The organism is Myxococcales bacterium (assembly GCA_016703425.1).
GTDB lineage: Bacteria > Myxococcota_A > Polyangia > Polyangiales > Polyangiaceae > JADJCA01.
Genome location: JADJCA010000018.1, coordinates 92,066 through 105,749 on the forward strand (window position 1 = coordinate 92,066; position 13,684 = coordinate 105,749).

The 13,684-nt window shown below is 69.4% G+C and carries 11 protein-coding genes; 7 read left to right on the forward strand and 4 right to left on the reverse strand.

The genetic code is table 11. The annotated features are described in order from the left end of the window. Positions 1-91 precede the first annotated feature (91 nt). From IPG50_30335 to IPG50_30355, 5 genes are all read left to right on the forward strand, one after another. A complete protein-coding gene (locus tag IPG50_30335; protein ID MBK6696456.1) occupies positions 92-2,581 on the forward strand; it encodes a WGR domain-containing protein in 2,490 nt (829 codons plus the stop codon). Between the two features lie 223 nt (positions 2,582-2,804). Next, complete coding sequence (locus tag IPG50_30340) at positions 2,805-4,313, forward strand: CoA-acylating methylmalonate-semialdehyde dehydrogenase (protein ID MBK6696457.1); 1,509 nt, start codon at positions 2,805-2,807, stop codon at positions 4,311-4,313. 71 nt (positions 4,314-4,384) lie between these two features. Next, on the forward strand, positions 4,385-5,791 hold the full coding sequence (locus IPG50_30345; GenBank protein MBK6696458.1) for a serine/threonine protein kinase: 1,407 nt from the start codon (positions 4,385-4,387) through the stop codon (positions 5,789-5,791). Further along, on the forward strand, positions 5,788-6,750 hold the full coding sequence (locus IPG50_30350; protein MBK6696459.1) for a hypothetical protein: 963 nt from the start codon (positions 5,788-5,790) through the stop codon (positions 6,748-6,750). The genes IPG50_30345 and IPG50_30350 overlap by 4 nt, the downstream gene beginning before the upstream one ends. Continuing rightward, on the forward strand, positions 6,750-7,322 hold the full coding sequence (locus IPG50_30355; GenBank protein ID MBK6696460.1) for a hypothetical protein: 573 nt from the start codon (positions 6,750-6,752) through the stop codon (positions 7,320-7,322). The genes IPG50_30350 and IPG50_30355 overlap by 1 nt, the downstream gene beginning before the upstream one ends. Positions 7,323-7,348: 26 nt before the next feature. Here the strand turns inward: IPG50_30355 and IPG50_30360 are convergent, their stop codons facing one another. The 3 genes from IPG50_30360 to IPG50_30370 are packed head-to-tail and all read right to left on the reverse strand — an operon-like array spanning position 7,349 to position 11,549. Next, positions 7,349-9,556: a glycosyltransferase family 39 protein gene (locus tag IPG50_30360; protein MBK6696461.1), complete on the reverse strand. Its 2,208-nt coding sequence runs from the start codon at positions 9,554-9,556 to the stop codon at positions 7,349-7,351. After that, on the reverse strand, positions 9,553-10,086 hold the full coding sequence (locus tag IPG50_30365; GenBank protein MBK6696462.1) for a hypothetical protein: 534 nt from the start codon (positions 10,084-10,086) through the stop codon (positions 9,553-9,555). Before IPG50_30365 ends, IPG50_30360 begins: the two co-directional genes overlap by 4 nt. Beyond that, entirely contained in the window at positions 10,050-11,549 is a 1,500-nt protein-coding gene (locus IPG50_30370) for a hypothetical protein (GenBank protein MBK6696463.1), read from the reverse strand. The genes IPG50_30365 and IPG50_30370 overlap by 37 nt, the downstream gene beginning before the upstream one ends. A 90-nt stretch (positions 11,550-11,639) precedes the next feature. Here IPG50_30370 and IPG50_30375 point away from each other — a divergent pair, with 90 nt between their 5' ends. Continuing rightward, positions 11,640-12,176, forward strand: coding sequence for an RNA polymerase sigma factor (locus tag IPG50_30375; protein MBK6696464.1), 537 nt, complete (start codon positions 11,640-11,642; stop codon positions 12,174-12,176). After that, a complete protein-coding gene (locus tag IPG50_30380) occupies positions 12,173-12,466 on the forward strand; it encodes a hypothetical protein (GenBank protein MBK6696465.1) in 294 nt (97 codons plus the stop codon). Before IPG50_30375 ends, IPG50_30380 begins: the two co-directional genes overlap by 4 nt. On the opposite strand, the gene IPG50_30385 is transcribed toward IPG50_30380, so the two are convergent. Then, positions 12,457-13,650, reverse strand: a complete 1,194-nt coding sequence (locus IPG50_30385) for an FAD-dependent oxidoreductase (GenBank protein ID MBK6696466.1) — start codon at positions 13,648-13,650, stop codon at positions 12,457-12,459. The two genes, IPG50_30380 and IPG50_30385, sit on opposite strands and share 10 nt — an antisense overlap. Positions 13,651-13,684: the final 34 nt, after the last annotated feature.

Consider the following 13,684-nt stretch of genomic DNA (forward strand, 5'->3'; position numbering starts at 1 on the left):
CGGGATGGAGGCCGCCAGTCTGCCGGTGGAGAGAGCCGAGGGGTGACACGGAGTCGACACGTCCCGAGCGCTGCGATAGCCAAGATGGGCCATGAAGGTCTCGCTCGAATACCGCGAAGGCACGTCGTCGAAGTTCTGGGAGATCGAGGTCGTCGGCAAGACGCACCGCGTGCGGTTTGGCCGCATTGGCACACAAGGACAGGTGAAGGAGAAGTCCTTCGCCTCGGAGGCCGAAGCGCTCCGCGCCGCGGAGAAGATCGCAGCCGAGAAGCGGCGGGACGGCTACCTCGATGCGGGAGGCGGGGAGACCGCGACGTCTGCGACGCCTGCGACGACGACGGCGCCCGCAAAAGCGCAGCCGAAGGCCGAGAAGAGCGCCAAGGGCGCGGAGGCGAGCGCCCCGGTGCAAGCGAAAGCGGAGCCGGCCGGGTTCCCCCGCGGCGGGCTCTTCGTCAAAGCCAGCGACGGCGTGACCGCCAACGCCATCGTCACCAAGCTCCGCGAAGACGGCAAGCTGTCCAAGGCCGATCCCAAAACTGCCGAGGGATGGACCTCAAAGGGCGTCGTGGGCATCGCGGTCCATCCCGCGAACCAGGGTCACTTCGCCGTCGTCGACAGCGCCGATGGCGCGCAGGGCATCGGCGCCGGCGCCTGGTCGCGCGCCGCGCTCATGGCGAATCACCTCGGCACGGACGTCCTCTGGTTTCGCGTCTACAGCCCTGATCTCGCCGTCGGCGTGAAGTTCCAGCGCGGCAGCGACGGCTTTCGCGTGGTCGTCGGCGACGAAAAGCGCGTCGTGCGCTGGCTCGAGGCGAGCGGCGTCTCCGCCGATGACGCGAAACGACCGAGCGACGCCGGCAAGGGGGCCACGCTCGTCGCCATCCAATACGACGAAGCGACCTACAAGAAGGGCCCCGACGAGGCGCTCGCGACGGAGCTCTTCGCGGCCCACGGCGAGCTCGACAAGGGCGACGCGCGCGCCGCCATGAAGCGCATCGACGCGCTCGCTCCCGAAGCGCGGACGCTCGCGCTCGGCCTCCTTCGCGCGGCCGAATCTCCCCTCGCCTTCGAAGGCCTTCGCGGCGCCGCCCGTGATTTGACGTCCCGGCCCATAACGCCGCGCGCGCAGCCCAAGGAGCTGTCGCTCGACGAGGAGGTGCTCCGCGTGGGCGCTTGGTCCGCAGCCTTCGAGGGTGACACGAAGCTCTTCACGGCGGCCGTGACGCGGCTCGATGAGATTGAAGCCGAGGCGGAGCGTCGCAGCCAATGGGCGGGGGCGACGGGCCTATGGAACTTGGCCGCGGCACTTCAGGCGTCGAACAAGCATGAGGGCGCTTACGCCTGCTTCGCGCGGCTGCTCCTGCGGAGCGACGAGCCCCACTGGGGCATCGTCAACAGCGCGCTCCTGATGCTCCTGATGTCACGCAAGGGCAAGCTCGTCCTCGAAGGCGAGGCGGCCGAGGTCGTGGCGCGCGCCGAGAAGCGCCTCCGCGACCTCGGCGAAGAAGCGCAAGACGCCATCCTCTACAACCTCGGCTGCGTGTACGCGCGCGCCGGCGACGCGACGCGCGCGCTCGATCGACTCAAGCGATGCCGCACGCTCCGCAAGCAGAACCCGAACCCCGAGAAGGATTCGGATCTCGAAGCGATCTGGAAGAACCCTGCCTTCGTGGCGCTCCTCGCGCCGCGGAAGAAGCCCTCGAACCCAGCCGTCGTTGGGGTCGAAGAGCTCGAGCTGAGCGCCGCCGCGACCGAGCTCTTGCAGAAGAAGAAGCTCGCGAACGTCGGCGACATTTTGCGTGCCCCCGCCTCGATCCTTTCGCCTGCGGTGCGGGCTGAGGTGAGCAAGGCCCTCGACGACCGCTTCGGTCTCAAGTGGGGCGGCGGCGCCGAGCAGGGAGCCGCCGAAGAGGACGACGACGCGAGCGACTACACGCCGCCGAAGAAGCGCGCCGTGCCGCGGCACGCGATCAAGCTCGAGGACGGCGGCAAGGACAAGAAGGCCGACAAGCTCGTAAGCCGCGTCGGAGGCCTCCCCAACGCGCCGTCGAACGGGGCGCCGTGGCCCGAGACCTCACGACGCCCCATGGAGTTCGTGCTGCAGCTCGTCGGCAAGAAGGCCGGCGGCGAGCTCGACCTCGGCGACGTGAGCGTGATTCAAGTCTTCGCGGACATGGCCGGCGACTATTACGAAGAGAACACCGTCGTCATGTTTCGCGAGCCCTGCCCCGCGGTCCTCGAGCCGCCGGCCGGCGTGGACGTGAAGCCCGTCCGCCTCATGAGCTTCACCGCCGGCGCCGACGATCGCGCCCTCATCGACATCGACGATCCCGAGGACGAGGACGAGCTCTCGAAGGCGGGCATCAGCGCCGACGATCACGAGGCCGCTCACTCGCACGCTTGGTGCGACAAGGTTCGCGGCGTGCCGGTGGGCGCCAACATCGACCCGAAAGTGCTCGATAGCCGTGGCAAGCCGATGGACCTCTTGCTGACGCTCACGAGCTTCGACGATTGGTTCCTGTGGACCCTCTGGGTAAGCCGCGACTTCAAGGAAGCGACGATGCAGATCGTGCGGGGCTGAGGGCGAACTAACGATAATTGCCCAGCATCGCTAGCGATTTTCAAATCGTTGATCAGGCTCACTAACAGCCTTGGGGCGCCGCCCCCGCCGGCCCAGCCGCCCCCACCAAATCGCCAGAATTCGCCCCCTTTGGGCTGGCACCTCGCTGACGAGATGGGACAATCCCCGGCCCTAAACGGGCCGCGCCTCCTGGCCGCCTCTCCCAACCCCGCGAGTTTTTCCCATGTCGCAAGCTCTCCCCACGATTGGTCACTGGATCGACGGCAAGAACGTCCTCGGCTCCGAGCGCTCGCAGGAGGTCTGGAACCCGGCCACGGGCGTCGCCGAGAAGCGCGTGCTCTTGGCCAGTCGCGAGACCGTGCAGGCGGCCATCGCGTCGGCCGAGAAGGCGTACCCCGAGTGGCGCGCCACGCCGCCGCTCAAGCGCGCGCGCACCATGAGCAAGCTCAAGAACCTCCTCGAGCTGAACGCCGAGAAGATCGCCGGGCTCCTCACGGCAGAGCACGGCAAGGTCGCCGGCGACGCCATGGGCGAGCTGCAGCGCGGCATCGAGAACGTCGAGTACGCCTCGTATGCGACCGAGCTCTTGAAGGGCGAATACACGCGCAACGTCGGCCCCGGCATCGACTCCTGGAGCGAGATGCAGCCGCTCGGCGTCACCGCTGGCATCACGCCCTTCAATTTCCCCGTGATGGTGCCGCTGTGGATGTGGCCCATGGCCGTCGCCTGCGGCAACACCTTCGTGCTCAAGCCCTCGGAGCGCGATCCCTCGAGCGCGCTCTTCATCGCGCAGCTCGGCCTCGAAGCGGGTCTGCCGCCGGGCGTCCTCAACGTGGTCAACGGAGACAAAGAAGCCGTCGACGCCCTCCTCGACGACCGCCGCGTCCAGGCGCTGAGCTTCGTCGGCTCGACGCCGATTGCAGAGTACATCTACACAAAAGGCTGCGCGAACGGCAAGCGCATCCAGGCGCTCGGCGGCGCGAAGAACCACGCCGTGGTCATGCCCGACGCCGACATCGACAACGCCGTCAGCGCCCTCATGGGCGCCGCCTACGGCTCCTGCGGCGAGCGCTGCATGGCCATTCCCATCGTCGTCGCCGTCGGCGACGAGACGGCCGACGCGGTGGTGCGCGGCCTCAAGGCTGAGATCGCGAAGATGAAGGTCGGGCCCGGCACCGATCCGAAGAACGACATGGGACCGCTCGTCACCAAGCAGCACCACGAGAAGGTGAAGGGCTACGTCGATCAGGGCGTCAAAGAGGGCGCCACGCTCGTCGTCGACGGGCGCGGCACCAAGGTGCCCGGCCACGAGCAGGGCTTCTTCCTCGGCGCGTGCCTCTTCGACCACGTCAAGCCAGGCATGGTCATCTACAACGAAGAGATCTTCGGCCCTGTCCTCGGGATCGTTCGCGTAAAGACGCTCGAAGAGGCCATGCGCCTCATCAACGACCACGAGTACGGCAACGGCACCTGCATCTTCACGCGCGACGGTGAGGCGGCCCGCTACTTCTCCGACCACATCCTCGTCGGCATGGTCGGCATCAACGTGCCGTTGCCAGTGCCCGTCGCGTACCACTCCTTCGGCGGATGGAAGCGGTCGCTCTTCGGCGATCTCCACGCTTACGGCCCCGACGCGGTGCGCTTCTACACCAAGCGCAAGACCATCACGCAACGCTGGCCATCGGCCGGCGTGCGCGAAGGTGCCGTGTTCTCGTTCCCCTCCACGAAGTGACCGTCTACGCATTTCGACGGTGACCTGCGTGAAGATTTCGCCGGCCCCGCGCGTACCCTAAGCTGAGGGCAATGAGCGCGGGCGCCAGTCAGAGGGTCCTTTCGGAAGGAATTCCCGAAGGCACCCTCGTGGCCGGGAAGTACCTCGTGGGGCGGCAGCTGGGTCGCGGCGGCATGGGAGCCGTGTACCTGGCGCGCCACGTGAGCCTCGGCCAAGAGGTCGCGCTGAAGGTCCTCTCCATCAATTCGCCCGACCTCACGGAGCGTTTCTTCCGCGAGGCACGCGCAGCGGCTCGAATGCAAAGTGACTACGTCGTACGCGTGAGCGACATCGGTCAAGCCGACGACGCCGGGCCCTACATGGTCATGGAGCGACTCGTCGGGACCGACCTCGCCGCGATGCTCGAGAGCGGAGGTCCGCTGAGCGTCGTCGAGGCCGTCGACGCGATCGTCGAGGCGAGCGCCGGGCTCGGCGAAGCCCACGCCCTCGGCATCGTTCATCGAGACATCAAGCCGTCGAACCTCTTCCTCGCAGACCGCCCGGGACAGCCCAGCATCGTCAAGGTGCTCGACTTCGGGATTTCGAAGGTCACCGAGCTCGACGGCGAAGCCCACAAGCTGACCGAGACTCGAACCATGATGGGTTCGCCCTATTACATGTCACCGGAGCAACTCCGCAGCGCGAAGGACGTCGATGCGCGGGCCGACGTGTGGTCGATGGGCGTGGTCCTCTACGAGCTGCTCTCCGGCCGGACGCCCTTCGAAGGGGAAACCGTGGGCGCGGTCTTCGCGAACATCCTCGAGGTGAAACCCCCGCCGCTGCGAGAGCTCCGCCCCGACGTCCCGCCCGAGCTCGCCGTCGCCGTCGAGCGGTGCCTGATGCGTGAACGGAGCGCTCGCTTCTCAAACATCGGCGAGCTCGCGTTGGCGCTCGTGCCCTTTGGCTCGCGGCGCGCGGCCATCGCCCTCGAGCGGAGCTCGCTCCCCGACCTCGCGGCCACGGGGCCAGCCCGCGTGTCGATGGCCGACGCCCGCGCCGCCACCGATCCGAACGCAACCACGGCGCCCGCAGGCAAGCGGACGCGTTCGCGCTTGTGGCTCGTTTTCGCCGCGGGCACCGCGCTAGCGGCCATGGGCGTGCCGGCCCTTTGGGTCCTATCGCGCCCGGCCACGACGACGACACCGAAGCCGAACGTCACCGAAAGAACGGCGACGGGTGCCGCCACGAGCGCGACTCTGCCGACCGTCGCGTCGGGGGCGCCCGCGGCTGCGCTTTCGGCTCCCGGTCATCTCGCCATAGCGGCCTCGGCGCCGGCCGGCGCCTCCGCGTCGTCAGCGCCAACGTCGACAGCCGGCGCAGCGCCCACGGAGCGCAAGCATCGCCCGCGCACGAATGGTAAAGTGACGCGTTCCGACTCGACGGCGCCGCCGCCGCCGCCGCCGCCGGAACCGAGCCTCGACCTCGATCGCAGACGATGAACCGCTTCCTTCGAACGCTCACCGCCGCCGCCGCCATGACGACGCTGCTCGCGTACCCTCGCGAGGCTCGCGCCGAAGGGCCGACGGCAGAGGAAAAGGCACAAGCCGACGCGTTTTTTCGTGAGGGACGAGCGCTCTTGACGGCCGGCAAGATCGCCGAGGCGTGCGGCAAGCTGGCCGAGAGCCATCGCCTTGATCCGGCGCCAGGCACGCTGGTGAACCTCGCCTTGTGTCACGAGAAGGAAGGCAAGACGGCGAGCGCCTGGGCGGAGTTCAACGAGGTCGCCGAGCGTCCCGGCGACGACAAGGCGCGCCGCGAGTTTGCGACCGCACACGCGCGCGATCTCGAAGGCAAGCTCTCGCGGTTGCGCTTGGTCGTGACGGAGGGCGGCGTGCGCCCCACGGTCAAGCTCGACGGTCGCGAAAAAACGCCCTCGGCATGGGGCTCGGCGCTGCCGCTCGACCCCGGCGCTCGCGTCGTTGAGGCGTCGGCGCCTGGTCACAACACATGGAGCGAGACCGTGAAGGTCCCTCCGGGGCCGGCCACGGTGGAGATCCGCGTGCCTCTGCTCGTGGCGACGGCGGCGCCGACGGCCCTTGGCCCAAAGGTCGCGGAACCTCAAGAGCCGCGCAAGGGAGCCGACGCGACCCGCCCCTTGGGCTTCGTCCTCCTCGCGGTCGGCGTGGTGGGCGTGGGCGTCGGGAGCTACTTCGGCGTGCGGACGCTCTCGAAGAAGAGCGACGCCGACGCGCTCTGCCCCACGAACAAGTGCGCCGGCAACGCCGACGTCCAAGCGCTCGACGACGCAGCGAAGTCCTCGGCGCTCATCTCAACGGTCGGCATCGGTGTCGGCGCGGCGGCGCTCGTGGTGGGCGGCGTCCTCGTCCTCACGGCGCCGAAGGCCGGCGTCACCACGGCGATGACCAAGCACGGCGGCCTCGTAGGAGGACGATTCTGATGCGAGTCGTTGTACTCGTGAGCCTCCTCTCGCTCGGCTACGGCTGCGCGCTCGTGGCAGGCCTCGACGATCGCGAGCCGCCCGATCCCGCGGCATCGAGCGATGCCACCGCGTCCGGTGACGCGCAAGAAGCCGGCGCCGCGGAGACCGGCGCCGACGACGGAGCCGCGACCGTCGACGCAGCGGCGGCGGACGCTCCGCTCGAGTCTTCCGCCGACAGCGGCGCCGACGCGGGAGCCGACGCCTCCGCCGACGCCGAGACCTACAAGGGCGTGGTCTGCGGCGCGTCGGTGTGCCCGATCTTGGGATGTTGCGTCGAAGACGCGTCGTGCCAAACGCTCATCGCGTGCCCCGGAAAGCACGCGAGCTGTGATGGTCCGGAAGACTGCGTATCCGGCAAGAAGTGTTGCTCCGTGTCGGCCAACGGAGCCGGTCTTTGCAACACGGGGAGCTGTGGCAGTTTTCGATGCCACACGAACAGCGACTGCAACGTGGCGGCCGGCGAGCCGAACTGCTGTCCCGAGCCGGCGGCACCGAACTACGGCAAGTGCCAAGCCGGCCCCTGCACCTGAGTCGCTTCGTTGGCGTGCAGCGCGGCTCAAAGCACGACGCGCAGGAGGCAGAACTGGTGACTGTGGCGCGCCGAGGTGAGCTCCACCATCGACGCGCCGCGGAGCTCGCTCCTTAGGGCGCCAAGCTGCGCGCGCTCCGTCGCGACGAAGAACGCGCGCGCCTCCGCTCCGTCTAGCTTCTTGACGAAGGAGCGAAGGGACATGCCGTCGCCGCTTCCTCCCGCGCCGATGATCGCGAGCTTGTTGCCCGCGTAGAAGTTCTCGCCCTTCCAGTTCAGCCGATAGGCCACGAGCGGCAAGTCGCGCGCTCTCCGTGCGCGAGCCCAAGCCTCCATCGTCTTCTTTTGACCCCAATGCGGCGCCGCCGCCGCCAGCAACCAGGTCCCTGAAAATAGCGCGGCGCCGAGCGAGACGACGACCAAGAGCGCGCGGAGCCTTCGCGAAACGAGGACGCCCATCGGTGCCACCACCGTGGCGACGGCGAGTAGCCACAGGCCCGCGCGAACGTCGACATCGGCCGGCCACACGCGCGCGTATTGGTACGTGAAGAGGTGCACGAGCCGCGCGGCGCCTCCCTCCGGCAAGACAAGCGAGGCCGCGGCCGCGACGGAGATTGCCGTTGCCATCGCCACATGGCCAAAGGACCGCGTGCGACGGGCTTCGGCGAGCGACAAGCCCGCGAGCATCGCGAGCGGCGGCACCACGGGAAACACGTAGTGATGGAACTTGGTCTTCATGACGGTGACGAGTCCGAAGGCGAGGAGCGCCCAGACAGCGAGAAACCGCTCCGCGTGACTCGCCCGCTCACGAAGCGCGCGACCTAGCCCCAAGAGCGCGAGCCCCGTCCACGGCAAGAGCCCGAACGCGAGCTGGGCCAAGTAGTAGCGGTAGCTCGTGTCGTCGCCGCCGTTGGTGTCGTGAAGGTGCTCCATCGTGCGGCCGAGCATGTGACGCAGCACCAACTCGTCGACGAAGAGCCGATCGTGACGGGCCCACGTCGCCACGTACCAGGGCAAGATCATCGCCGCCGAGAGCGCGAGTCCCCTAAACGGTGAGAGCGCCTTGAGCGACGAGAAGCGCCTCGAGACCAGCGCAAAGACCGACGCCGTGGCCAGCGGGAGCACGAGGCCCGCCGGCCCCTTGGCCATCGTGGCGAGCGCCGCAAACAGCCAACCGGCGAGCGCAAGGCACCGCGACAGACGGCGCTCCGCGAGCGCGACCTTGGCGAGGGCCACCGCGACGACGAGCCAAAGGACGCCTTGAACGAACGGCGCGAGGCCGTGTTTGGGGGCAGCGAAGCCGCAGGCGACTTGCCCTGGCAGCGCGCAATTGCCGGCGGAGCCCAGCGCCACGATGTCCCCGTGCCACGAGAGGCCTCGCGCGCCGGGCTCCCAGTGAAGACTCACGTTCTGCGAGATGAGGTACAGCGCCTGCGGCGCGACCAACGCGAAGAGCGCGACCGCGAGGAGCTGGGCCCCGTGGACCCGCAGCACAACGCCACGAAGACGAACTTCGCGGACGACGAGGAGCGCACCTTCGTCCGTCGTCATGGCTCGAAAGAAGAGCCCCATGGCGGCCGTCAAGAAGGCCACGAGCGGCATGTCCGTCGTCGCCTGGTGCGACAAGAGCACCCACAACGAGGACGAGGCGACGAGGAGCGCACCACAGGCCGCCGCGCGGCGGCCCAAGGCCGGCGCGAGACACTTGTAGAGCACATACAAAGCCACCGCCGCGACGACGAAGATGGGCGCTCGCACGGCCCACTCCGGCTGCGCGACGCGTCCGCCGATCCCGTCGAGCATCCGGCCCGGTTCGGGGTTCAGCCCCAAGGCGCGCATCGAGAGGGCCGACATCCAAAAGAGGAGCACCGGCTTCGACGTAAACAGCCCTTCGTGCGCCCAAAAGGGCGACACGGCGTCGTGACGCGCCAGCATCTCGCGGGCGACCTCACCGTAGTGCGACTCCCACGGGTCAAAGAGGCCGTGGGCTCCCAACGCCGGAAGGCCAAGGACACCTTCGACGGAGAGCAACCAGAAGCCGTGGCGACGCACGAGGGGTCGCCCGTCAGAGGCCGGCAGGAGCCCGTGAAGCGAGGCCAGGATGGCCATGAACGCGAGCGGCAGAAGCACGCTCGAAAGGAGCACCGGCAGGAGGCCTTGGGCGCAAAGCCCGAGGAGCCCCACGAAGGCGAGCGCCGCGCCGAGGAGGGCGGCCAGGGCGAGCTCGGTGCTCATGATGCCTTCACCCGCGCGAGCAGCGCTCGGTTTCCGTCGCCGGCGCCGCTCATGAGCGGCATCCGTCGGTCGTCGTTGCACGGCAGAACGCCGACTCCATAGAGGATCGGCACCGCAGCGCCGGAGAAAGCCGGCGGCAGTCGCACGACGAAGTCGTCGACTACAACGTCGCCCTGCCTCCACAAGGCCATCGGGTACGCCGCCCACTCGGCTTCGCGGTGCTCGGCGGAGAAGCGCGTGGGGTTGTGATCGATGTGCACGAAGGTGCAATGCCCAGAGACGGGCGCGTGCACGCGGAGGGCCACTCGCACGTGCCGCTCCGCGTTCGCGACGAGCCCCGCCGCTCCGCCCTTCGCATCGGTGATGCCGAACGCGACCACCTCGAGGGCATCACCGAAACGCGCGTGCGCTGCAGCGAGCTCCGTTGGGGGCGCGCCCATGACGACGCGATCGAGGGGGTTGTCGCTCCGCTCCGAGGGAAGCAACCGATCGCTCAGGAGAACCGCTTCGCCGCCGCGCGCGTCGAGCACGAAGGCGTTTTGACCCGTGCGCGCCCGCTCCCGATGGTTGAGTCGCGGCAAGTGCGAGCGGTCGATCGCCATGAAGCGCCGCCCGCCCCCGGCCGAGAGCCAGTCGCTGGCCTGGTCGACGTCGGCAAACGAGGCGGCGACGTGAGCCCCCGTGGCCTTCGCCACGGTGGGCGCGACGCCCAAGAGCGCGAGCGGTTCGCCGTGGCGCGCCGCGGCAACGTACGCGGTGAGAGCGCCTGGGGCGACGCCGCCTTGGCAACGCGTTCGAGCGCACCGAAGCGAACCAAGAGTGCCCCCATGAGGGCCGCTGCAACGATCAGCGTGCGGCGCGCCCGCGGCGAGGACACGAACGCCGCGATGAGCGCGCCTCCGAAGAGAAGGAGCGCGGCCGCTTGGTAGCTGGTCCGCGACGCCTCCGTCGCGACGCTCGGCAGGCGAGCGCCGGGCCCGAAAGCCGCCACCAACTTCTCCGGCATCCGAGCAAAGTCCAGCGCAAGCAGAGCCCCCGCCGCCGCGACCGCGAGGAGCACAAGGCGCGACGGTCTCACGCCAGGCGTGGCCCCCAGCGTGACGGCGAGGAGCAGCGCGAAGCCAAGCGCCAGGAGGTGATGCGACGCCGGCGACCCGCCACACGACTCGGCCGCGAAGAGCGCCGCTGCGAAGGCCACGGCGAGCCGTCCCGCGGCCGTCGACAGCGCGGCGACCAAGACGAGGGGTGCGAGGGCGGAGAACGGAAAGGCCTCGTGACCGAGGCGCGTCAGCGGGACGTCGAAGGCGATGGGGGCGGGCGTCGGCCCGCGAGAACGCACCGCCAGCGCGATCCCCGCCATCGCCACGGCGGCCAACGCCAGGGCGCTCGCTCGCATCGGCGGGCTTCGGCGTGTCGATGCCGGCTCGCCGATCCACGCGAAGAGGGCGGCGCTGGCCGGCACGACGAGCGCGAAGACGGGCCCTACGAGCGAGTGCGCGACGAACGTCGTGGCGCCACCGAAGGCCAGCGCGAAGCCTCGTTCGAGCCGTGAGCGCTCGCGATCCAACACCGCGACGGCGAAGCCGCCGAGCGTCGCGATCACAAGAAGCGACGTGAGCGCGTCCGGTGTCGCGAGCCGAGCCCGCGTCGCGAGGGCCGGAACGACGACGAGGAGCACCGCGGCGATGCGCGACGCGGGCCGCTGACCGAGCGCGACGAACAGACGCGCGCCCACGAAGGCGGCCGCCAAGGTGGCGACGGCCGACACAGTCCGCGCGCCCGCGACGGAAGGACCGAACGCGTCCAACACAAGCGCGTGAGCTCGCGGGGCGCCGCCGACGCGCTCAAACGCCGCGAGCTCGAGGGCGGGCCAGAGCCCGGCCCCGCCCAAGCCAAAGAGAAGGAAGGCCGCGAGGACCGTAAAAAGCGCCAAATCGAGGCGCCAAGGGCGGGAAGAGAGCAGGCCGGCGAGGCGTTCAACGCGGAGGGGCATGGCGTCCCTAGGTGCCCCTTGCCCCGCGCAATCGGCTCGCAGAAGATTCTTGAGCCGACGGGGGCCGCTCGTGGCCCCTCCCCTCTGAACGTGTCCAATCTCGCCCTTTCCCTGTTGCCCGACGCCGCCCTCGTCGAACGCGCGAGCGACGACGCGGAAGCGTTCCGCGCTCTCTACGAGCGCCACGCTCGGTACGTCGCAGGCGTCGTCTTCCGGGTGCTTGGCAACGACGGAGACGTCGACGACGTCGTGCAGGAGACCTTCCTCGACGCGCGGGAGATCCTTCGCACGTTGGAGGATCCGCGGGCGCTCCGCGGATGGCTCGTAACCATCGCCGTGAGGCGCGTTCATCGCCTGCTTCGAAAGCGGCGTCGCCGCGCGGCCCTCTTCTTCGGCTTCGTGGCCTTCGCGCCCAAGCACTCAGACCCGCGCGACGGTCAGAAGGTGTCGGACCTCTACGAGGCCCTCGACTCGCTCCCCGCAGAGCTTCGCGTCCCGTGGACGCTGGCGCGCATCGAACAGCTCACGCTGCCCGAAGTGGCGGCTGCATGCGAGGTCTCGCTCGCGACGGTCAAGCGACACATCGCCGCGGCGGAGACGCGGATCCAGAGGAGGCTCAGCACATGATTGAGTCCGCGATTGCGAAGGCGCGCTCGACCGAACCGACGTGGGATCCGTCGCGACACAACCGAGTTCGCGAGGGGGTCGAGCGCGGCGCGATTTTGCGCGAGCGAGGCCGGCGCCAGCGGGCGCTCTTCGGCTCGGCCTTCTTGGGCGCCGCGCTGTTTGCCTTGGCGATGCGCGCCTTCGCGGCGACGCCGGAGTCGGTGGCCTCGATCGCGTCGCCCACCGCTCCGCCGCAAGCGCTCGCGATGGGCGATGGTGGCCTTCGTGGCGATGTTGCCGTTCACGACTGAACGCTACGGATGAGCGCCGACCAAGTGGCGCTCGCGAGGGCACGCTTTGAGGGCTCACCGGCGAAGTAGCGGAGACAGGAGTCGAGCAGCGCTGGCTCCTTCGCGGCGGCTTCGAAGACGGCCCGCCGCGAGCCATAGAAGAGGCGCGCGACGGCCGAGCGCAGGGCGAGATCGATCCCGACGCGCTTTCGAAGCAAGAAGAGGCGCCAGTCGCGAAACGTGACGGAAGGCCGCGGCCGGCAAAGCTTGTCGGCCAAATATTCGCCAGCCGCCGCGCCGTAGAGGACCGCCTGCGCGATGCCTTCGCCGACCCACGGATCGATCCCCGCCGCTTCCCCGACGAGCAAGCCGCGACGGCACGCGAGCGGGCGCGACAGCTCGAGGCCTCGCTCACTGAAGCGCTTCCGCGGCCCGCGCTCGGCCGGTCGCCCGAGTCGCGCCAGGTGCGCGTCGAGCACCGCCTCGGCGTCGACGTCCTTGCGTGAGCTGGGCACACCGCCAAGGACGTAGGCGCCGCGGCATACCAACTCGCGCCCCGCGACCACCGTGGCGAAGTCCCAGGTGTAGCCCGCGAGCGCATGGTCCGCGAAATCGAACCGAAGGACGTCGCGAGGGCCGTCTCCGGGAACGCCGTCGGTGTCCACCTCGACGACCTGCGCGCGCAAGTTGCCGAAGGGAACCCCCATGGCGCGTCGAACGATGCTGCCCACGCCATCGGCGCCGATGACGACGCTCGCGCGCATCTCGCCGCGCGAGGTCGCCAGCGTAACGGCGTCGCGACCCCAGGCGACGCGCTCGACGCGTGTGTCCTCGAGAACGGTGACGCCGCGCTCGATGGCCGCGCGCGCGAGCGCCGCGTCAAACTCTTTGCGCCGAACCACGCGGCCGATGACGCCGCGCTTCGCTTCGACGACGGCGCCATCAAGGAGGCTCGCCGACATGCCGCGCACCGTGACGCCGGGGACGTCGACGACCACGCCGATCGTTTCGAGGGCCAGCTCGGCGCGGCGGCCGATGGCGCCGGCGCACGGTTTGTCGCGGGGGAACCGCGCCTTTTCGAGGACCACGATGCGCCCCGCGAGCGGTTTGGCGTGGTGCGCGAGGAAGAGGGCGGTGCTTATGCCCGCGGGCCCGGCGCCAACGATGACGACGTCTTTCGCGTCCGAGGCGCCTGCGTGGTCCATGAGAGCGATCAACGGCAACGACGCCGCAACGTTC